We start from the raw sequence: 19,135 nt of genomic DNA, 5'->3' as shown, positions 1-19,135 counted from the left end.
GGGTCCGGCTCAGCCGTCCGAGGCCAGGCGGTCCAGCCACTCGCTCAGCAGATGCTGCTCCCCGCTGCTGAGGATCGTCTGTTCGGGGAGCGCGGCGCGCAGGGCGCGGGCGGCGCCGGCTGGGCCGGCGTCCTGCACGGCCGGCTCCTGGTTGGTCACGGCGGCGACCATGGACTCCCGCAGGGTGGTCAACAGAGCGGGATTGCGCCGGTCTTCGGACAGGGAGAGCCACGTCAGAACAGCTCCGCGTGCCGTGGCGTGGATGAGTGTGGCCGCGAGTTCCTCGTCGACGCGCAGCCAGCCGCCGGCGGCGAGCCGGCGGATCCGGCCCATGAGGATCTCCATACCGGCCTTGAAGGCGGCCGACGTGGCTCTGGTGGGCTCGCTGTACATCAGCGTGTACAGCGCGGGATTGTCCAGACCGAACTCCACCGCCAGGTCCCAGCCGGACCGCAGGTCCTCGATGAGGTCCGGCGGATCGGGGTCGACGTGCTTGGTCGCGAGGAACGCGGCGAAGCCGTGCTCGGCCACCGCCTCGAGCAGCCCGTCCTTGTCGCCGAACAGCCGATAGATGGCCGGTGGCTGCAGGCCTGCCGCGACCGCGACCGCGCGGGTGGTGACCGCGTCGCGGCCCTCGCGCGCCAGCAGGTCGGCGGCGGCCTCGATGACCCGCTGCCGGGGCTCCGCTGCGGCTGCGGTGTCGGGTTCGACGGCGGGAGCGCTGTTCCGGGCGCGTGGAGGCGGTGGCATATATCAACGATACAACACTGATGGTTCCGTCGTTATTATCAGTGATACGCTCAGTGTGATTCCACTGGAAACACATCACACTGGGAGTGCATCATGATCATCGTGACCGGAGCCACCGGACAGCTCGGCCGTCAGATCGTCGAGAGGCTGTTGACGCGCGTGCCGGCGGCCCGGATCGGCGTCAGCGTCCGCGATCCGCAGAAGGCACAGACGTTCGCCGACCAAGGGGTACGGGTACGGCACGGCAGCTTCACCGACGCCGACAGCCTCGCCCACGCCTTCGAGGGCGCCACCCAGGTACTGATCGTCTCCGTCGACAAGATGGGCGAGGAGGCCGTGCGGCAGCACCGCGCCGCGATAGACGGGGCCGTCGCGGCCGGTGCCCGCCGCATCCTCTACACCAGCCACATGGGCGCCGGCGCCGGATCGCAGTTCCAGCCCTGCCGCGACCACGCCGCCACCGAGGAAGCACTGCGCGCCTCCGGCGTGCCGTTCACCTCGCTGCGCAACGGCTTCTACACCGCCAGTGCGTTGCAGTTCCTCGGCCATGCGCTGGAATCCGGCCGCGTCGAACTCCCGGCGGACGGGCCGGTCAGCTGGACCGCGCACGCCGACCTCGCCGACGCGGCCGCCGCGATCCTGGCTGACGAAGGCTGCTTCGACGGCCCGACGCCGCCGCTCACCGCGGCCCAGGCGCTCACCTTCGACGACATCGCCGGCATCGCCACCGATGACACGGGCCGCACCTTCACCAGGATCACCGCGACCGATGACCAGTTCCGGGAGCAGTTGTCGGGGCACGGCGTCCCCGCCGAGGCGGCAGACCAACTCCTGGGCGTCTTCACCGCCAGCCGCGCCGGCGAATTCGCCGCCGTCGACCCCACACTGGCCACCTTGCTCGGCCGCGAACCCGTCGCCCTGAGCACGGTCCTGCACGAGCAACTGGCCGCCGCCGCGCGCTGAGCGCTTCGACGGGCAACGCGAGCCCCTCCGGGTCAGCTCGTGGCCGGGATGGATCCGTCCAGGCCGCCAACGTTGATCGTTCAACCTCGACCGGAAATCTTGTGGCTCATCGCGAGCACCGGGGCATGTCGGTCGGTGACCCCGCCACCGCGCTCTCGCCGCCCGAGCCCTCCTCGGGGCCCGACGTCGTACTCTGCGCTATGAACCCGACTCCCCAGGTTCGCTCTTGGTCCGATCGTCTGAGGGGACACCATGGGACCGCTCCTCCCCCGGCTTCCGGCCCACTTCTGGACGGTTCCGTACGTGGGCTCCCGCTTCCCGGGATCGACGGCCGTCGCCCGCGAGCCCGGCCTCGCGGCGGGCGCCAACTGCCAGTTGTTCGCCTACGAGGTACTCCGGCACTTCGGCCTGACCCCGCCTGCGCTGCGCTCCAGCGACCTCTGGGACGACACGGAATCCACCGTGCGCGCCCCGGTCGTCAAACCGCTCGACCTGCTCCTCTTCAACGGGACCGACGATCCCTACGGCGCCCACGTCGGCGTCTGGATGGACGAGGACGCGGTCCTGCACCTCTGCGCGGAGGTCGGCCGTCCGGCCGTTTGGAGCCTGGCCGACTTCGCGGCACGGGAGCGCTACCGAATCCTCATCGGGGCCAAGTCGGTGACCACCCCGCACCGCGCTTGAGACCGCTGCACGGCGTTCTTGATGCGACGCGCCGGCAATCGTCGTCGAGTCGGCAAGACACCGTCACCAAGCTGTGAAGGTTCTGCGGGAGGGTTGTTCTCAGCCAAGCGCACACTCGCGCTTCTCATCGGGGGGAACACCACATGAGCACCGTTCGCAGAGTCGCCGTCGTCCTCGTCGCCGTATCCGCGCTGGCTCTGACCGCCTGTGGGCCCAGCGACGACGACGCGGCGGGTGGAGCCGACGGGCCCAGCGCGAGCCCGACGAAGCCCGCGACGCCGTCCAAGCCGGCGAAGCCCGTTGCGTCCCCGAGCAAGGGCTCGACCGGCGGCGGCTCGTCGTCCGACCCCGACTACGACGTCTTCCCGTGCAGCACGCACGACCTCAAGTTCACCGCGACCCTGGCGGAGCCCACGACCAGCAGCTACCTGCTGAAGATCACCAACAAGGGCACCAAGGCCTGCAAGGCACTCGGTCATCCCAGCGTGACCTTCGGCGAGCTGGACGGGCAGGCCAACCAGCGCGGCACGGCCCCCGCCATCGAGAAGGCGATCCGGCTCGAGCCGGGCAAGTCCGCCTACGCCGGGCTCATGGGCGGCGCGAACGACGGCAAGGGCAAGACCGTCAACTCGATCGCGATGACCATGGACACCGAGTCGGATGTGGCACAGACGCCGCTCAAGGCAGCGACTCCCAAGCTGTACGTCTCACCCAAGAACTCCGTGACCGCGTGGATGGACAACGCGGAGGACGCGCTCAGTCTGTAAGCACGCCGCGCTCAGGGAAACTCTGTGCGGCGGTGGATTCCACGAGCGGCCGCACCCAACAGCACACGGCCGGAGCCCCCCGTTGGGGCTCCGGCCGTCGGCCTTCGCGCTGACCGGTCCCGGCCGGGCAGTCCCGACTATCCGAACTGGCCGGGCAGGTCGTCGCGGGCGGGCTGCTGGACGAGCACGTTCACGCGGTTGTAGGCGTTGATGAGGGCGATGAGGCACACCAGTGCGGCGAGCTGGTCCTCGTCGAAGTGCTTGGCGGCATTCGCCCACGCGTCGTCCGGCACGCCTCCGGCCGCGTCGGCGATGCGGGTGCCCTGCTCCGTCAGCTCCAGGGCGGCGCGCTCGGCATCAGTGAACACCTTCGCCTCCCTCCAGGCCGCGACCAGGTTGAGACGGGTCGAGGTCTCCCCGGCGTGCGTGGCGTCCTTGGTGTGCATGTCGGTGCAGAAACCGCAGCCATTGATCTGACTGGCACGGATCTTCACCAGTTCCTGCGTCGCGCCCGGCAGCTTCGAGTCCGAGATCGCCTTGCCGGCCGAGTTGATGTACTTGAAGAACTTGGCCGCGCCCGGGTTGCCGTAAAGGTTCAAGCGAGCATCCATGATGCACTCCTATGCCGTTCCTGCTGGTGACAACTACTTGACGGATCAGCTCGGCCGGATGTGACAGGACCGAACGTGACGTGCGTCACTTACCTTGTGCGCGGCGAGGGGGCGGCGATGACAGGGGGCCGGCGTGCGGTTCAGAGCGCCTGGAGCTGAGTGAGCCAGAGCAGGGTGTCGGTGTTGACCCAGTACTCCACGAACTTGCCGTCCTGCATGCGGAGCGTGTCGGTGCCGGTGAAGGTCACCACCGTTCCGGGTTTGGCCTTGGCCCCGGGGAAGCCGCCGGCATAGGTGCCCGTGGCCTTCCAACGCACGGAGCCGTAACGGCCGTCGACCAGCGGGCTGACCTCCGTGGTGAAGCGCAGATCCGGGAACGCCGCGCGCGTCTGCGTGATCCAGTTCACCAGGCCGTCGACGCCTCTGATGGAACTGCCGTCACCGCCGTCGAGCAGGGCGGCGTGCACCCGGAGGCGAGGGGAGATGATGCGCGGCGCCTGTGCGAGATCGCCGTTCCAGAGGCGCAGCCATGCGTCGAGCATCACCTGTGGCTTGTTCGCGGCCCCCCGGTGGTCCTGGGCGGAGACGGTCCGCTCGGCCGCGGTTGTCGGCGAGCTGTCCGCGGCGGCGGCCGTGGCAGTGAAGGCCAGTGCGGCGACCGCCGCGGGTATGAGCAGCCGCGCCCGGCGGAGCCTGGCGGTGGAAGTGTGCGTGCGGGTCGGGGTGGTGGTCATGGCGGTTCCTCGCGTTCTCTCTTGGGTCTGCAGGGACGGCGGCGTGCGATCAGTGGCGGCGGACCGGATGCGTCAGGGGTTCAGCACGATCTTTCCGGCGACGGTGCCGGATTCGGCCAGCCGCATCGCGTCGCCGGCCCGGGAGAGGGGCAGTTGGGCGGCGATCTGAGCGGTGATGTCGCCGCGCTGCAGGGCGGCGAAGACCTGAGTGAGGTCGGTGTGCAACCGGGCCCGGAACCGGTTCTTGGACAGGGCCCGGCCGGCCCAGACGTTGAAGAAGTAGGCGCGGCGGCGGTTCGGCAGCGCGTTCCACAGCCACACCCGGCCGAGCAGCTTGAGCACGGGCCACTGCTTGGATCCCTCGTCGTCCCGGGTGGAGGCACTGCCGTAGGCGACCAGCGTGCCGCCGGGTGCGAGGAGGCTCCAGGAGTCGACAACGCTGCGGCCGCCGATGTGGTCGAAGACGGCGTCGACCCCGCCGGGGGCGAGTGCGCGGACCCGCGTGGCGACGTCCTGGTCGCGGTAGTCGATGGGGGTGACGCCGCGTTCCCGCAGGGCGTCGTGGTGGCGCGCGGAGGCCGTACCGATCACCTTCACGCCTGCGGCGAGGGCGAGTTGGACCAGGACCGAGCCGACGCCGCCGTTGGCGCCGTGCACCAGGACGGTCTGTCCTGAGCGGATGCGTGCCGTGCGGTGCAGCATCTGCCATGCGGTGATGCCGTTGACCACCACGGTCTCCGCCTCCGCCGCGTCGATCCCGTCGGGCACCGGCACCGCGTCCGCCGCGTCGACGAGCACGTGGCTGGCCCAGCCGCCGACCTTGACCAGTGCGGCCACCCGGGTGCCGGCCAGGCCCGGCTCGACGCCTTCGCCGGTCGCGAGGACGGTGCCGACCAGGTCGTAACCGGGCACGAACGGGAAGGGAGGCTGGTCGTAGTACCGGCCGCGGCGCATCTGCTGCTCGGCGAAGGAGATCCCGGTGGCCTCCATCCGGATCAGGACCTGGCCCGGACCCACGGTGGGGACGGCTCCGTGCCGGATCTGCAGCCCTTCCGGCTCGACCTTGCCCGGCAGCACTACTTCGACGAGTCCCTGAGCGTTCATGACGACCTCCACTGCGCTTCGCGTTGGTTACGTTGTTTCGCGTTCGTTAGAAGTTGTAACGCAGATCGAGAGGGAACGTCAAGAGCTTTCGTGATAGGTTCTAACTAAACATTGAACATATAACCTCGGCAGACAGTGCGGACGGTGGCAGGCATGACGGAAACGAGCACGACGACCCCGCGCGAGCGCTACCGCGCCCAAGTGCGTGCGGACATCAAGAAGCACGCGTGGGAACAGATCGCCACGTCAGGCGCGACCGCGCTCTCGCTCAACGCGATCTCCAAACAGATGGGCATGAGCGGACCCGCGCTCTACCGGTACTTCGCCAGCCGCGACGAGCTGATCACCGAGCTCATCCGGGACGCGTACCAAAGCCTCGCGGACACCCTCCGCACGGCCTCCCGCCCCGGCCCCGACGCGGCCACGCTGGCCCAGGCCCTCCGCGGATGGGCGCTCGACGACCCCCACCGGTACTTCCTCATCTACGGCACACCCGTGCCGGGCTACCACGCGCCCGACGACATCACCGCGATCGCGGCTCTCACGATGACGATGGTGCTCGACGCCGTCAGCGCGCTGCCCGCGAACGGCCCCGCGACCTCGTTCGACACGCACCTCGAAGAGCACCGGCGGTGGGCCGACGGCCACCCCGCCCCCGCCGCCGCCCTCCACCGCGGCCTGAGGTTCTGGACGCGGCTGCACGGCGTCCTGTCCCTCGAACTCGCCGGCCACTTCACCGGAATGGGATTCGACCCCGCGCTGCTCTACGCCGCTGAGCTGGACGACCTGCTGAACCGCTGAGCACGCCTCCTACCGGCGCGGTCCCGAGCAGAGCGATCCGGTGCGCTGCTCAGTGGGACGACGCGGCGATCCGTACCCGGTCGCTGTCGTCGTCGGAGAGGAACGACGCCAGCGCCTGCCCCTGTTCGGCGACGGCGGTGCGGTCCGCTCGGGCGAAGCGGCCCAGCGGGGTGACGACCACGGTGCCGGCCTCGACGCTCCAGGTCGCGGCGGCCCGGCCGTCGACCAGGACGACGCGAGCGCCGGTGACCGACAAGCCGCGATGGACGTCATCGATGATCCGGCTGCGGTCGTGGTAGCCGAGGATCACGTTGTCGAACGCCGGCAGGAACCGTACCGGGGCCGGTGTGCCGGGATCGGGGAAACGGCACCGACGCGGCGCCCCCGTGGTCAAATGAGTGATCATTTCACTCAGGGGGCAGCTCGATGACCTCGTTGCGGACGGATACCACCGCATCCGCACCCGGCCTGCTCCTGCGCCCCTGGAACGACGGTGACGTCACCTCCCGCGACGCGAACCGAGCACGAGACCGCCCGCAAGAGCGGACCAACTCACAACGAACGGACACCCCGTGCCCCAGTACCGGCGCCGACGTACCCCCGCCACAGTGGCGCTGCTCCTGAGCGTGCTTGCCCTGGCCTCCTGCTCCGCCGGCCGTGACAAGCCCGCAACTCCCATACCAGCGGCCACCAGCACCGCTGCGGGGACAACCTCGACTCCCCCGGATTCACCGGCCCAGCAGCCGGCCGATCCGGGCACCGCCTCATCGGAACCACAGGCCGAGAAGGTTCGCGACGCTTTCGCGGGACTCCAAGCCACCTTCCAGGACGGCTGCACGCCAGGGAACTGCGCCTACTTCCTGGGCCGCGTGAACGACGAACTCACCCGCATGGAAAAGGCCATGAAGGCGGACCCCCAGGGCCCCGGCCATTTCACCGCACCGCTCGCCCGGACCAAGGAACTCTGGGACACGCTGGGCACGGACCGCTCCTACGCCAACCTCAAGAAGCACCAGGCCCTCCTGCTGGCCACCCGCGACAAGATCAACACCTGGATGCAGGGCCACCCCGAGGACTACCGATAACCCCACTTCCCCACCATCCGGCGGCCCTTCTCAGCGCGGCGCTCCGACCAGTAGGTTCGTTCCCAAGTGTGAGTCGGCAGGTCCTGGACCGGGCGCGACTCCCAACGTCGACTCCAGGGGAATCCCATGCAGCAGCACCATCTCCGACCGGACGGTCTGCCACCGGTCAACGGGTACAGCCACGCCGTCTCTTTCAGCGGGCGCATGGTCGTCATCTCCGGTCAGGTGCCGCTGGACGGGAAGGGGCAACTGGTCGGGGACGGCGACCCGGAGGCCCAGGTACGGCAGGTTTTCGAGAACCTCAGGACGGCTCTCGCTGCGGCCGGCGCCGATATGGAGCAGCTCGTCAAGCTGACGTACTTCTTGACCGATCTCGCGGACCTGGACGTTGTGAGGCGGGTGCGTGACGAGTACATCTCGCTGGAGAATCCGCCGGCCAGCTCGCTGGTACAGGTCAGCGGTCTGGTGAATCCGGCATTCCGGGTCGAGATCGAGGCACTGGCGGCGGCCTGATCAGGCGGGGCCGCCGAGGTTGAGGCCCAGCGCCTGCGACCCTTCCTCGCCACAAGGGCACGCACAACGGGACAGGCCGGCCCGACGCCCTTGGCGCCTGGCCGGCCTGTCCGGTGGTGCATGCCCCTCACGTGCCGAGCCTTCGGCTCGACGGCCCTCCGCTCGACCGGACCGGTTAGTCCGTGCCGAACTCCATCGCGGCGCGGTCCAGCATCTCGTCGTCGTCGGAGACCTCGCCGCGGGAGGCGATGGCCTCGGCGCCGCCCTCCGGCATGCTGCCGATCAGCCCGGTCGCGGCCGCCTGGGCGGCACCGATGGCGGGATTCGCCGTACCGATCAGACCGAGCGCGGCGTACTGCTCCAGCTTGGCGCGCGAGTCGGCGATGTCGAGGTTGCGCATGGTGAGCTGGCCGATCCGGTCCACCGGGCCGAACGCGGAGTCCTCGGTGCGCTCCATGGACAGCTTGTCCGGGTGGTAACTGAACGCCGGTCCCGTGGTGTTGAGGATCGAGTAGTCCTCACCGCGCCGCAGTCGCAGCGTCACCTCACCGGTGACGGCCGTGCCGACCCAGCGTTGCAGGGACTCACGCACCATCAGCGCCTGCGGGTCCAGCCAGCGGCCCTCGTACATCAGCCGGCCGAGGCGCCGTCCCTCGTTGTGGTACTGGGCGACGGTGTCCTCGTTGTGGATCGCGTTCACGAGGCGCTCGTACGCCGCGTGCAGCAGCGACATGCCGGGCGCCTCGTAGATACCGCGGCTCTTGGCCTCGATGATCCGGTTCTCGATCTGGTCCGACATACCCATGCCGTGCCGGCCGCCGATGGCGTTCGCCTCCATGACCAGGTCGACAGCGGAGGTGAACTCCTTGCCGTTGACCGTCACCGGGCGGCCCTGGTCGAAGCCGATCGTCACGTCCTCGGTGGCGATCTCGACCGTCGGGTCCCAGAACCGCACGCCCATGATGGGCTCCACGGTCTCCACACCGGTGTCCAGGTGCTCCAGCGTCTTGGCCTCGTGGGTGGCACCCCAGATGTTGGCGTCGGTGGAGTACGCCTTCTCCGTGCTGTCGCGGTAGGGCAGGTCGTGGGCGACGAGCCACTCCGACATTTCCTTACGACCGCCGAGCTCGGTCACGAAGTCCGCGTCCAGCCAGGGCTTGTAGATCCGCAGGTGCGGGTTGGCGAGCAGGCCGTAGCGGTAGAACCGCTCGATGTCATTGCCCTTGAAGGTCGAGCCGTCGCCCCAGATCTGCACGTTGTCGTCGAGCATCGCCCGGACCAGGAGCGTGCCCGTGACGGCGCGGCCCAGCGGCGTGGTGTTGAAGTAGGCACGCCCGCCCGAGCGGATGTGGAACGCCCCGCAGGTGAGCGCGGCCAGGCCCTCCTCGACCAGCGCGGCGCGGCAGTCGACCAGGCGCGCGATCTCGGCACCGTAGGTCTTCGCACGACCGGGCACCGAGGCGATGTCCGGCTCGTCGTACTGACCGATGTCGGCGGTATAGGTGCAGGGGACGGCGCCCCTGTCGCGCATCCACGCGACCGCGACCGAGGTATCGAGGCCGCCCGAGAAGGCGATGCCGACGCGCTCGCCGGCGGGGAGAGAGGTGAGGACCTTAGACATAGGAAGATTATGCATGATCCCGCATGGTCATGCAAGAACGTCCAGGATCCCGTCGTCCCGACCGGTGTGGCGGCGGGGCGGCGGGCCGGCCATGGGGGTCGGACGAAGATCACCTTCGCAACATTCCCCGCGGGGCGCACGCCCGACCCGAGGGCCGGCGCTCGCCAGGCGCGACCTGGGAGGCAACCGCACAATGGGAAACTGAGCCGAGGAGTGATCATGGTTGTTTCCGGTGCCACGAACGGCGGCAGAAGCAAGAATCTCGTTCTCACAGCGATGATTTTCGCTGTGGCGATGACGTTCATCGACCAGACCATCGTGTCCATCGCGGTGCCCGAGATCCAGAGCGAACTGGGGCTGACCAGCACCGGGGTGCAATGGGCCGTCAACGCCTATCTGCTCTCCCTCGCGGCGCTGTTCGCCTTCGGCGGCCGGCTGGCGGACACTCTGGGCCACCGCAAGATGGTCGTGCTCGGCGTGATCATCTTCGCCGGTGCGTCGGCCATGTGCGGGCTCACGCCGAAGGGCGGGGCGGCCCAGACATGGATCGTCGTCTTCCGGGCCCTGCAGGGCGCGGGCGGAGCGATCATGTTCCCTGCCGCGCTCGCGATCGTCGTCCAGACGTTCCCGCTGCGCGAGCGCGGGCGCGCGCTCGCGTTGTTCTTCGGCATCGCCGGCGGGCTGACGGCCATCGGGCCGATCCTGGGCGGATACCTCACCGAATGGACCTGGCGGGCGATCTTCTGGGTCAACATTCCGGTGGCGCTGATCGCCCTCCTGCTGATCCTGTGGTCCCGCCCGCAGACCGATCACCGCCCGGCGCCGATGGACTACCGCGGCCTGGTGCTGATCGCGAGCGGTGTGGCCCTGAGCGTGTTCGGCTTCCAGCAGGCGCCTATCTGGGGTTGGGGCAATCCCGGCATCTGGCTGTGCATCGTCGGTGGCGCCGCACTGCTGGTGATCTTCGTCCAGGTGGAGCGTCGGACCGAGTCGCCGCTGATGCAGGTGCGGATCTTCCGCATCCGGGCGTTCCTGGTGGAGAACCTCGTTCTGGGCATCTCGATGCTGGTGTTCGTCCCGGTGTTCTTCTTCGCCAGTGAGTACGCCCAGATCTCGCTGGGAGAGTCGTCGCAGCAGACGGGTCTGTACCTGCTCTACTTCTTCCTCGGCTTCGCGGTCGCCGCACAGCTCGGCGGGCGGATGCTGGACCGGGGCGGCGCCAAGCGCCCGGTGGTCCTGGGGTGCGTGCTGGCCGCTGTCGGCTTCTACTGGTGGGCCGGAAAGGTCGTCGACCTGCACTTCGGCTCGCAGGTGTGGAGCGTGGTCCTGGCGGGCGCCGGCATGGGATTCATGCTCGGCCCGGCCAGTACGGACGCGGTGAACCGCGCATCACGCCTTTCGTACGGCGAGGCGACCGGCATCACGCAGACCGTGCGGAACTACGCCGCCAGCCTGGGCCTCGCCATCCTCGGCACGACCCAGGTCTCCCAGTTCCGCTCGCACATCACGTCCTCCCTCGTCGCGCAGGGGACGCCGCACGATCAGGCGACGGCGCTCGCAACGAAGTACTCGCAGTCCCAGGGCCCGGGCACCGGAACCATCCCGGCCTTCATCCGTCTGGACTTCGCCTACTCCATTCGCACGGTCCTCTACTCCATGTCCGGGATCATGGCCGTCGCGGCAGTCGTCGCCATCCTGGGTCTGCAGCGCGGCCTGCAGCACGACCCGGACGAGGACGTGGCGGCCACGGAGACCTCGAAGACGCCACTGTCCTGACGAACCGCACGGGCGCGGTTCCGGGATGTCCCGTATCGGCGGTGCTAGCAATTCAGTGACATAGCTTGCTAGCATGCTCATGTGGGAGACGAGGATGTGAAGCAGTTCAACGTGTACCTGCCCATCGGGTTGATCAAGCAGGTCAAGCACCGCGCCATCGAGTCGGAGCTGTCGCTGTCGGCGCTGGTGGCCGAGGCGCTGCGCGCCTACCTCGATGGCTCCGATCCACGGCAAGAGCGACCGTCCGACAAGGAGAGCTGACATGACGACCGAAGGCATCGAAGCCGTGTTCATCGAGACCCACAACTGGGGCAGGTCGGCGAAGTTCTTCCAGGGACTGGGCTACGAGTTGGACTTCGAGACGGATCACAACTCCGGCCAGCTGCGCAACGGCGACGGTCCCTACCTGTTCATCGCCGAGGTCCCCCAGGACAAGGAGCCCGAGACGCGGCTCGTGCTGAAGGTGCCCGACGCGGAGGCGTTCCAGCCCGCCCCCGGTGTCGAGGTGGTCACCCCGTTCGAGGACACCCACTTCGGGACCAGGGAGATGACCGTCCGCGACCCCGACGGGCGCCTGTGGAGCCTCCAGGCCCCGGCCCAGCAGTGATCATGGGACACGGAGCGGGAGTGCGTCATGGCTGACGAACAGACGGCGGCGCCGGACAGCACGGCAGTGCGGGTGGCGTTGTGGCGGGCCCTGCACGTCCAGGTCGATCCGCCGCCTCATGTCCTGGAGGACGAGATCGGCCTGCAGTTGGCCGACCCCGGAGACGGGTGGCGCCACCGCGGGGACATGGACGCCGACGCGACCAGCTGGTTCCGGGCGTCGATCGTGGCCCGGGCCCGCTTCATCGAGGATCTGGTCGCCGAGCAGGCCGGCAAGGGCGTCGGCCAGTACATCGTCCTGGGTGCCGGCCTGGACACCTTCGCCCAGCGCCGGCCGGAGATCGCCTCCCGCTTGCGGGTGTTCGAGGTCGACCGGCCCGAGCCCCAGGCCTGGAAGCGCCGACGTCTGACCGAGCTCGGCTTCGGCGTCCCGGACTGGCTGCGACTCGTGCCGTTCGACTTCGAGGCGGGCGGGTCATGGTGGGACCGGCTGACAGCCGCCGGATTCGACCCGGACCAACCCGCGGTGGTCGCCTCCACCGGAGTCGCCCTGTACCTGACGAAGGAGGCGAACGCGGCCACGCTGCGCCGGCTCGCGTCGCTCGCCCCGGGCTCCACGCTGGCCATGACGTTCCAGCTGCCCCTGGAGCTCCTCGAAGAGGAGAACCGCCCAGGACTCCAGGTTGCGGTGAACGGGGCCAGAGCTGCCGGGACGCCGTTCCTCAGCTTCTACGCGCCGCAGGAAATGCTGGCGCTGGCCCATGACTCCGGATTCACCGAAGCCCGGCACGTGTCGGCCTCCCAGCTCAACCAGCGGTACTTCGCCGGCCGGGAAGACGGCCTTCACACGTCGAGCGGGGAGGAGCTGCTGGTGGCGACCACCTGACCCGGCCCCTGACCCTTACCCTTCTCAGCCGGGGCCGGGGCCGGAGCCGGGGCCGGAGCCCGGTCCCAGGTGCCTCAGGCGGTCCGGTCCCGGATGGCCGAGGCAGTCCCCATGCGCCGATCCGAGGGCCACCGATAATGGATGCATGGGTGTCCGGCACTGGTCGGGGAACCGCCTGCTGGTGGAGCCATGGAGCCGCTGGCTGGTGGCGATTCCACTCGCGCTGATCGTCGTGATCACCGTGGTGGACCTCCAGGCTCCGACGGAAGTCCATCTGGGCCCGCTGCTGGTGATCGCCCCCGCCCTCACCGCCTCCCTGGCCGGGGCCCGGCTCACCGCGGTGGCCGGGGTCCTCGCGGTGGCCGCTCAGATCGTCATCGCCGTGTTCCACGGCGGACTGACCACGACGAACCACATCGCCCAGCTCATCGCCCTGACGGCCCTGTCCACCCTGGTGGTCTTCCTCCGCCACATTCGCGAGCGGCAGGAACGTGCGCTGGTCCAGGCGCGCTCGGTGGCGGAGACAGCGCAGCGGGTTCTCCTGCGGCCCCCGCCACGCCGGGTCGGGCCCTTGCGGATCGCGTGGCTGTATCTGTCCGCCGAGGAGGAGACGGAGATCGGGGGCGACCTGTTCGCGGTCGCCCGCGCCGGACATGCCGCGACCCGGGTGGTGATCGGCGATGTCCGAGGCAGCGGTCTGGCCGCCATCGGTGAGGCGTCACTGGTGCTCGGTGCCTTCCGTGAGGGAGCCCACCGCTACGGCACCCTGCCCGAGCTGGTGGCCGTCCTCGAGGACAGCGTGTACCGCAACGTGGACGACGTCGCGGACACCGAGCACGATCCCGGCGAGCACTTCATCACCTGCCTGGTCCTGGAGATCCCCGACGAAGGACCGCAGGGCGAGATGATCAACTGCGGGCATCCCCCGCCGCTGCTGCTGCACGACGGGCAGGTCACAGCGATGTACGCCCGCCACTCAGCACCCCCGCTGGGCATGTGCGAACCGCCGGTCCCGGTCCACCCCACCGACCCCTTGACCTTCGAGGCCGGCGACATCCTCGTCCTGTACACCGACGGGGTGATCGAGGCCCGCTCACCGGCCGGAGCGTTCTATCCGCTCGCCGAACGCGTCGCCTCCTTCCCCGCCGGCAGCCCCGACGCACTGTTGGACCGCATCCATCGCGATCTGCTCAGCCACGTCGGCGGTAACCCCCTCGACGACGCGGCCATCCTGGTCATCGAACACACCGCGTCCCACCACCCCCACTTCGCCCCCGGAAGCATCAACGGCTTCTCCAGGCTGCATCCCGGCTAGACACCTCGGCCCCAGCCCCAGCCCCAGTCCCAGCCTCCGGTGAGCTAGGCCGAGTTCGTCCGTTCCACCGGCGCAGCGGGGACGCGGGGACGCGGCCGGAACCCGTAACAGGGCGCCAAGAAGACGGCCGAGACGCGTCGGGAGCACCAACACTTTACCTACGCCTGATGGCATGCTCCGGTCACATCTGCCAAGATTCCCGCAGTTGTCGTCCTGACCCCAGAGGTGACAGCCGCAATCCCATCTCAGCGATGGTGCAAGCTCTGCGCACAGCCCGCGGCTTCCCTCCGGCGCACCCAAGCCGGCCGGGCGGCCACCGAGCAGGCCGGAATCCCGGCCGCCTCAAAGGAGTTTCGTGTGAGACCCTCCCCCCACAAGGCCCTCACCGCGACCGCATTCGCCGTCGCCGCGTTGGCCGCCGCTTCGTTCCCCGCCACGCCGGCGGCCGCCGCGCCGCCCACGGCTCAGCCGGCCGCCGCCTGCACTCCGGCCCAGGTGGTCACCAACGGCGGTTTCGAAAGCGGTACTTCGCCCTGGACCCAGTCGCAGACCAGCGTGATCACCAACCGCGCCGGCGAGACCGCCCACGGCGGCACCCACTTCGCCTGGCTGAACGGTGTCGGCAGTACACACACCGACACCCTCTCCCAGAGCGTCACGATCCCTGCCGGATGCAGCACCGCCACCCTCACCTTCTGGCTGCACATCGACACCGCCGAGACGACCTCGTCCACCAAGTACGACAAGTTGACGGCGAAGATCGGCACCACGACGCTGGCGACGTACTCGAACCTCGACAAGAACACCGGCTACGCGCAGAAGTCCTTCGACGTGTCGGCGTTCGCGGGCCAGACCGTGAGCGTCGCCTTCACCGGCACGGAGGACTCCAGCCTCCAGACGAGCTTCGTCGTCGACGACGTCGCCCTCGACACCTCCGGCGGCACCACCCCGCCCCCGGACTCCACCCGCACCCCGGCCTCGCCCTCGTACACCGTCAGCCTGAGCAGCAACACGAGCGGCACCGTCTGGACCGGTCACGAGAGCGCGACCTTCACCAACGCCTCCTCCACTGCGTTGAGCGAGGTGTACCTGAGGCTGTGGGACAACTACCACGGCACCTGCTCCGCCATGCCGATCACGGTCAGCAACGTCACCGGTGGCACCGCCGGCGCGCTCTCGGTGGCCTGCACGGCCCTCAAGATCGACCTGCCGGCGCCCCTGACCCAGGGTCAGACCGCCACGATCGGCTTCGACCTGGGCATCACCGTGCCCAGCGGCGCCGACCGTTTCGGGCACGACGGTGCCTTCAACATGATCGGCAACGCCCTGCCCGTACTCGCGGTCAAGGACGGAGCCGGCTGGCACCTGGACCCGTACACCAACAACGGGGAGTCGTTCTACTCGCTGGCCGCGGACTTCAAGGTGACCCTGGACCACCCGAGCACCCTGCTGGCACCGGCCACCGGCGCCTCGGTCGACACCCCCGGTTCGAGCGGGCGCACTATCACCACGGCGACCGCGTCCAAGGTCCGTGACTTCGCCTGGGCGGCGGGCCCGTTCAGCAAGATCTCCGGCACCTCCGCCGCCGGCACCCCGATCAACATCTACTCCGTCTCCGGCATCAGCTCGGCCAACTCGCAGTCGATGCTCACCACCGCGAAGAACGCCGTGGACGCCCACGCGGGCCGGTTCGGCGCCTACCCGTACGGCGAGCTGGACGCGGTGATCGACAACAACTTCTGGTTCGGCGGCATGGAGTACCCCGGGTTCGTCCTCGACCTGGTCAGCACCACCGCGCTCACCCACGAGATCGGCCACCAGTGGTTCTACGGCATCGTCGGCGACGACGAGTACAACAGCCCCTGGCTGGATGAGGCGTTCACCGACTACGCCACCGACCTGGCACAGAACCTGACCGGCACGAACTGCTGGAACAGCGTCTCCTGGGCCTCGACGGCGGAGAAGATCACCAACTCGATGGCCTACTGGGACGCCCATTCGTCCCGGTACTCCACCGTCGTCTACGGCTACGGCAAGTGCGCCCTGCACGACCTGCGGCGCACCCTCGGCGACAGCGTCATGACCAAGCTCCTCAAGGACTACGCCACGTCGCACTGGTACGGCGTCTCGACCACTGCCGAGTTCAAGGCTGCCGCCCAGGCGGCCACCGCCACGGACCTGACCTCGTTCTGGACCCAGCACCGCATCGACGGCTGACCTGACATCGGTTCGCCGCGGCGGGCGCCACCCAGGCGTCCCCGCGGCGACCCGGCCACCTCGACACCCACCCCACCGCACCGTGACAGCGGGTTCAGCGCCGTCCCGGGGCCGCCCCGGCCGCCTCGACGATCACCTCGGCAATGCGCGCGGGCTGTTCCACCAGCGCCATGTGCCCCGCGTCCGGCACCGTGACCATCGTGATCCGGGGGCAGGCTCGCAGCCCCCGGAGCTCCTCGTCCGTGAGCCCGATGTCGTCGCGGTCACCTCGTACGACCCACGCCGACGCCCCTGAGTCGCACAGACGGGCCACCAGGGACCCGTGCCGGTCCAGGTACGCGAAATAGCTCCGCACGATCCGACGGCAGAAGCCCGGATCGTTCCTGCCCATGGCGGCCGCCAATGCCTCCGCACGGTCCGGGGCGAACTCGCTCTTCATCGCCCTCGGCAGCAGCTTCACCATCGCGGCCCACAGCAGCGTCCGCGCCCCCGGCACCCGGCCCAGCCGATCCATCATCCGGATGAACGTCGCCTCGTCGCCGCTGGAGAACGTCGGTGACAGCAGCACCACCGGCCCGGCGAACACCCCGGCCGCCACCATCTCGATGGCCACGTTCGCCCCCAGGCTGTGTCCGACCAGCACATCACAGCCGGCCTCGGCGGCGAACTCCCCCATCAGCCGCGCGTAGTTCTCCATCGTGAGGTCCTTCGGCGGCGGGGTGCGCCCGAACCCCGGCAGCGTCACCGCGACCATGCCGAGGCCGGCCTCCGCCATCCCGGGGTCCGCCATCACATCCGCGTAGAACTCCGTGGTGCACAACCCACCTGGGAGCAGGAGCAGCCGGTGCTCGGCCTCATCCGGGCCGGCCCTCCTGATGTCCCAACCCGCGTGCCCACTCTGCGTGCTCATGTGGCACAGCCTGAGGCCCCCGCCAGGGCCGGGCCATCATCTGCCCCGGACACGGCGTGTCGCCGGGACTCCGTTGAGGTCATCAGTTCGCGAGGCGAGGAACTGATCAACTGACCAGCGGCTGACGCGCCCGGAGGCACACACCCGAACGTCGATTTGCCGAAGTGGCAACAACCCTCGCTTCGGCCGCGCCGTTCTCGGCATGCTGGTGACGCGATCTTGGCGTATGGCAGACCGAGAGCCTTGGAGGGTTCATGTCGCAGCAGACCGCGGACGTCGTTCACCGGACGGTCCCCTCGCCCGCAGGCCGGATCCATCTGGTGGAACAGGGCACGGGACCACTGGTGTTGCTCGTGCACGGCTTCCCGGAGTGCTGGTACTCCTGGCGTCACCAGCTGCCGGCACTGGCCGCGGCCGGATACCGGGCAGTGGCCGTCGACGTCCGCGGTTACGGCCGTAGCTCCCGGCCCGATGACCCGGACGCCTACCGGATGCTCGATCTGGTCGAGGACAACGCGGCGGTGGTGCACGCCCTGGGCGAACGGACCGCGGTGATCGTCGGCCACGACTGGGGCGCGACCGTCGCGGCCAATTCCGCCCTCGTCAGGCCGGACGTCTTCCGCGCGGTGGGACTGCTCAGCGTCCCCTACGCCCCGCGCGGCGGACCGATGCCCAGTGAGATCTTCGCGCAGATGGGTGGGAGCGAGGAGTTCTACGTCTCCTACTTCCAGCAGGCCGGGCGCGCCGAAGCCGAGATCGAGCCCGACGTGCGCGGCTGGCTCACCGGCTTCTACGCCGCCATGTCCGCCGACACCATGCCCGCGCCCGACGCGCCGGACCCGCACTTCGTCCACCCCGGCGGGACGCTCCGAGACCGGTTTCCGGCCGGATCGCGGCCCGGCTGGCTCAGCGAGCGGGACCTCGACGTGTACGCGGGGGAATTCGAGCGGACCGGCATGACGGGAGCGCTCAACCGCTACCGGAACATGGACCGGGACTGGAAGGACCTCGCCTCCTTCGACGGCGCGCCCATCCCCCAGCCGTCGCTGTTCGCCGGAGGCGGCCTGGACGCCTCCACCACCTGGATGAGCGAGGCGATCAAGGCGTATCCCACCACGCTGCCCGGCCTGCTCTCCTCGCACATCCTCGACGACTGCGGCCACTGGATCCAGCAGGAGCGCCCCGCCGAGATCAACCGGCTCCTGACCGACTGGCTCGCCGCCCTCCCCGTCTGAAGCCCCCGGGGCGTGACGAAACAGGCTGACCGGACCGATCAGGAATCGAGAAGCGCCGGTCAACGAGGCCACCTAGGGTGACGGTCAAGGGCGATGCCGGGGCTTCCCGTCCGTCCCCCTTGCCCGACACATCCCGGGTCACTGTGACCCACGGCTTCAGGAGCGACGATGACCGACTCTTCCACTCAGGGAATCAAGACCGTGCTGCACCCCGTGTCCGACCTGGCGAAGGCCAAGGCGGTCTACGCCGCGCTGCTCGGTGTGGAGCCGACCTCCGACGCGCCCTACTACGTCGGCTTCGAGGCGGCGGGCCAGCACATCGGTCTCGTGCCGGGCGGCGGGCCGCAGGCCGCGACCGCACCGGTGTCCTACTGGCACGTGCAGGACATCGAGGCGAAGCTGGCCGAGGTGACCGCCGCGGGTGCCACCGTGAAGGAGGCCGCGCACGACGTCGGTGGCGGCCGCCTCGTGGCCACCTTCACCGACCCCGACGGCAACGTCCTCGGGCTGCTCCAGGACAGCTGAGTTCCGGCTCCACGAGCCACGGGGGCGTGGAT

General features: G+C 69.4%; 20 protein-coding genes and 1 pseudogene. 14 read left to right on the top strand and 7 right to left on the bottom strand.

The features are described 5' to 3' along the window. Window positions 1-9: 9 nt before the first annotated feature. A complete protein-coding gene (locus G3I60_RS02075) occupies window positions 10-750 on the bottom strand; it encodes a TetR/AcrR family transcriptional regulator (protein ID WP_164292474.1) in 741 nt (246 codons plus the stop codon). 93 nt (window positions 751-843) lie between these two features. Between G3I60_RS02075 and G3I60_RS02070 the strand changes: the two genes are divergently transcribed. The 3 genes from G3I60_RS02070 to G3I60_RS02060 all read left to right on the top strand — a co-directional run bounded on the left by G3I60_RS02070 (window position 844) and on the right by G3I60_RS02060 (window position 3,164). Further along, entirely contained in the window at window positions 844-1,713 is an 870-nt protein-coding gene (locus G3I60_RS02070) for an NAD(P)H-binding protein (RefSeq protein WP_164292475.1), read from the top strand. Between the two features lie 252 nt (window positions 1,714-1,965). Beyond that, a complete protein-coding gene (locus tag G3I60_RS02065; RefSeq protein ID WP_164292476.1) occupies window positions 1,966-2,397 on the top strand; it encodes a hydrolase in 432 nt (143 codons plus the stop codon). A 143-nt stretch (window positions 2,398-2,540) separates the two neighbouring features. Continuing rightward, complete coding sequence (locus tag G3I60_RS02060) at window positions 2,541-3,164, top strand: DUF4232 domain-containing protein (protein ID WP_164606443.1); 624 nt, start codon at window positions 2,541-2,543, stop codon at window positions 3,162-3,164. A 137-nt stretch (window positions 3,165-3,301) separates the two neighbouring features. Here the strand turns inward: G3I60_RS02060 and G3I60_RS02055 are convergent, their stop codons facing one another. From G3I60_RS02055 to G3I60_RS02045, 3 genes are all read right to left on the bottom strand, one after another. Then, the gene (locus tag G3I60_RS02055) at window positions 3,302-3,775 is read right to left on the bottom strand and encodes a carboxymuconolactone decarboxylase family protein (protein ID WP_164606440.1); all 474 of its coding nucleotides are present in this window, start codon (window positions 3,773-3,775) and stop codon (window positions 3,302-3,304) included. 140 nt (window positions 3,776-3,915) lie between these two features. Beyond that, window positions 3,916-4,509: an ester cyclase gene (locus G3I60_RS02050; RefSeq protein WP_203671869.1), complete on the bottom strand. Its 594-nt coding sequence runs from the start codon at window positions 4,507-4,509 to the stop codon at window positions 3,916-3,918. 72 nt (window positions 4,510-4,581) lie between these two features. Continuing rightward, on the bottom strand, window positions 4,582-5,613 hold the full coding sequence (locus G3I60_RS02045; protein ID WP_164292479.1) for a medium chain dehydrogenase/reductase family protein: 1,032 nt from the start codon (window positions 5,611-5,613) through the stop codon (window positions 4,582-4,584). A 153-nt stretch (window positions 5,614-5,766) separates the two neighbouring features. Here G3I60_RS02045 and G3I60_RS02040 point away from each other — a divergent pair, with 153 nt between their 5' ends. Continuing rightward, window positions 5,767-6,414 carry a TetR/AcrR family transcriptional regulator gene (locus G3I60_RS02040; RefSeq protein WP_164292480.1) on the top strand — a complete coding sequence of 216 codons (648 nt, stop codon included), beginning with the start codon at window positions 5,767-5,769 and terminating at the stop codon, window positions 6,412-6,414. A gap of 49 nt (window positions 6,415-6,463) precedes the next feature. Here G3I60_RS02040 and G3I60_RS02035 read toward each other — a convergent pair. Then, a pseudogene (locus G3I60_RS02035) lies at window positions 6,464-6,775 on the bottom strand (crosslink repair DNA glycosylase YcaQ family protein); the annotation flags it as partial. Between the two features lie 508 nt (window positions 6,776-7,283). Between G3I60_RS02035 and G3I60_RS44995 the strand changes: the two are divergent. Then, entirely contained in the window at window positions 7,284-7,499 is a 216-nt protein-coding gene (locus G3I60_RS44995; RefSeq protein ID WP_239069452.1) for a hypothetical protein, read from the top strand. Window positions 7,500-7,625: 126 nt separating this feature from the next. Next, window positions 7,626-8,012 carry a RidA family protein gene (locus tag G3I60_RS02025; protein ID WP_138354632.1) on the top strand — a complete coding sequence of 129 codons (387 nt, stop codon included), beginning with the start codon at window positions 7,626-7,628 and terminating at the stop codon, window positions 8,010-8,012. A 175-nt stretch (window positions 8,013-8,187) separates the two neighbouring features. On the opposite strand, the gene argG is transcribed toward G3I60_RS02025, so the two are convergent. After that, window positions 8,188-9,633, bottom strand: a complete 1,446-nt coding sequence (argG, locus tag G3I60_RS02020) for an argininosuccinate synthase (RefSeq protein WP_164292482.1) — start codon at window positions 9,631-9,633, stop codon at window positions 8,188-8,190. 276 nt (window positions 9,634-9,909) lie between these two features. Here argG and G3I60_RS02015 point away from each other — a divergent pair, with 276 nt between their 5' ends. The 6 genes from G3I60_RS02015 to G3I60_RS01990 all read left to right on the top strand — a co-directional run bounded on the left by G3I60_RS02015 (window position 9,910) and on the right by G3I60_RS01990 (window position 16,433). Continuing rightward, on the top strand, window positions 9,910-11,409 hold the full coding sequence (locus tag G3I60_RS02015; RefSeq protein WP_239069451.1) for an MFS transporter: 1,500 nt from the start codon (window positions 9,910-9,912) through the stop codon (window positions 11,407-11,409). 81 nt (window positions 11,410-11,490) lie between these two features. After that, the gene (locus G3I60_RS02010; protein WP_164292484.1) at window positions 11,491-11,670 is read left to right on the top strand and encodes a CopG family transcriptional regulator; all 180 of its coding nucleotides are present in this window, start codon (window positions 11,491-11,493) and stop codon (window positions 11,668-11,670) included. 1 nt (window position 11,671) lies between these two features. After that, window positions 11,672-12,016 (top strand): VOC family protein, encoded by a 345-nt coding sequence (locus tag G3I60_RS02005; RefSeq protein WP_138354628.1) that lies wholly within the window; start codon window positions 11,672-11,674, stop codon window positions 12,014-12,016. Between the two features lie 27 nt (window positions 12,017-12,043). Continuing rightward, a complete protein-coding gene (locus G3I60_RS02000) occupies window positions 12,044-12,901 on the top strand; it encodes a class I SAM-dependent methyltransferase (RefSeq protein ID WP_164292485.1) in 858 nt (285 codons plus the stop codon). 145 nt (window positions 12,902-13,046) lie between these two features. Next, window positions 13,047-14,216: a PP2C family protein-serine/threonine phosphatase gene (locus G3I60_RS01995; protein WP_164292486.1), complete on the top strand. Its 1,170-nt coding sequence runs from the start codon at window positions 13,047-13,049 to the stop codon at window positions 14,214-14,216. Window positions 14,217-14,573: 357 nt separating this feature from the next. Next, a complete protein-coding gene (locus G3I60_RS01990) occupies window positions 14,574-16,433 on the top strand; it encodes a M1 family aminopeptidase (RefSeq protein WP_164292487.1) in 1,860 nt (619 codons plus the stop codon). A gap of 94 nt (window positions 16,434-16,527) precedes the next feature. On the opposite strand, the gene G3I60_RS01985 is transcribed toward G3I60_RS01990, so the two are convergent. Then, on the bottom strand, window positions 16,528-17,343 hold the full coding sequence (locus G3I60_RS01985; RefSeq protein ID WP_164292488.1) for an alpha/beta fold hydrolase: 816 nt from the start codon (window positions 17,341-17,343) through the stop codon (window positions 16,528-16,530). A 254-nt stretch (window positions 17,344-17,597) separates the two neighbouring features. Here G3I60_RS01985 and G3I60_RS01980 point away from each other — a divergent pair, with 254 nt between their 5' ends. Next, complete coding sequence (locus tag G3I60_RS01980) at window positions 17,598-18,578, top strand: alpha/beta fold hydrolase (protein WP_164292489.1); 981 nt, start codon at window positions 17,598-17,600, stop codon at window positions 18,576-18,578. A 168-nt stretch (window positions 18,579-18,746) separates the two neighbouring features. Continuing rightward, complete coding sequence (locus G3I60_RS01975) at window positions 18,747-19,103, top strand: VOC family protein (protein ID WP_138354623.1); 357 nt, start codon at window positions 18,747-18,749, stop codon at window positions 19,101-19,103. Window positions 19,104-19,135: the final 32 nt, after the last annotated feature.

Origin of the sequence: Streptomyces sp. SID13666 (assembly GCF_010548325.1) — a bacterium.
Classification (GTDB): Bacteria; Actinomycetota; Actinomycetes; order Streptomycetales; family Streptomycetaceae; genus Actinacidiphila; species Actinacidiphila fildesensis.
The sequence above is the reverse complement of the archived record's forward strand: the minus strand, read 5'-3'. Positions and strand labels throughout refer to the sequence as shown.

What these genes read in the sequence shown, in the direction of transcription:
- G3I60_RS02075 (WP_164292474.1), bottom strand. Translation starts at nt 750, where the DNA reads ATGCCACCGCCTCCACGCGCCCGGAACAGCGCTCCCGCCGTCGAACCC.
- G3I60_RS02070 (WP_164292475.1), top strand. Translation starts at nt 844, where the DNA reads ATGATCATCGTGACCGGAGCCACCGGACAGCTCGGCCGTCAGATCGTC.
- G3I60_RS02065 (WP_164292476.1), top strand. Translation starts at nt 1,966, where the DNA reads ATGGGACCGCTCCTCCCCCGGCTTCCGGCCCACTTCTGGACGGTTCCG.
- G3I60_RS02060 (WP_164606443.1), top strand. Translation starts at nt 2,541, where the DNA reads ATGAGCACCGTTCGCAGAGTCGCCGTCGTCCTCGTCGCCGTATCCGCG.
- G3I60_RS02055 (WP_164606440.1), bottom strand. Translation starts at nt 3,775, where the DNA reads ATGGATGCTCGCTTGAACCTTTACGGCAACCCGGGCGCGGCCAAGTTC.
- G3I60_RS02050 (WP_203671869.1), bottom strand. Translation starts at nt 4,509, where the DNA reads ATGACCACCACCCCGACCCGCACGCACACTTCCACCGCCAGGCTCCGC.
- G3I60_RS02045 (WP_164292479.1), bottom strand. Translation starts at nt 5,613, where the DNA reads ATGAACGCTCAGGGACTCGTCGAAGTAGTGCTGCCGGGCAAGGTCGAG.
- G3I60_RS02040 (WP_164292480.1), top strand. Translation starts at nt 5,767, where the DNA reads ATGACGGAAACGAGCACGACGACCCCGCGCGAGCGCTACCGCGCCCAA.
- G3I60_RS02025 (WP_138354632.1), top strand. Translation starts at nt 7,626, where the DNA reads ATGCAGCAGCACCATCTCCGACCGGACGGTCTGCCACCGGTCAACGGG.
- argG (WP_164292482.1), bottom strand. Translation starts at nt 9,633, where the DNA reads ATGTCTAAGGTCCTCACCTCTCTCCCCGCCGGCGAGCGCGTCGGCATC.
- G3I60_RS02015 (WP_239069451.1), top strand. Translation starts at nt 9,910, where the DNA reads ATGATTTTCGCTGTGGCGATGACGTTCATCGACCAGACCATCGTGTCC.
- G3I60_RS02005 (WP_138354628.1), top strand. Translation starts at nt 11,672, where the DNA reads ATGACGACCGAAGGCATCGAAGCCGTGTTCATCGAGACCCACAACTGG.
- G3I60_RS02000 (WP_164292485.1), top strand. Translation starts at nt 12,044, where the DNA reads ATGGCTGACGAACAGACGGCGGCGCCGGACAGCACGGCAGTGCGGGTG.
- G3I60_RS01995 (WP_164292486.1), top strand. Translation starts at nt 13,047, where the DNA reads ATGGGTGTCCGGCACTGGTCGGGGAACCGCCTGCTGGTGGAGCCATGG.
- G3I60_RS01985 (WP_164292488.1), bottom strand. Translation starts at nt 17,343, where the DNA reads ATGAGCACGCAGAGTGGGCACGCGGGTTGGGACATCAGGAGGGCCGGC.
- G3I60_RS01980 (WP_164292489.1), top strand. Translation starts at nt 17,598, where the DNA reads ATGTCGCAGCAGACCGCGGACGTCGTTCACCGGACGGTCCCCTCGCCC.
- G3I60_RS01975 (WP_138354623.1), top strand. Translation starts at nt 18,747, where the DNA reads ATGACCGACTCTTCCACTCAGGGAATCAAGACCGTGCTGCACCCCGTG.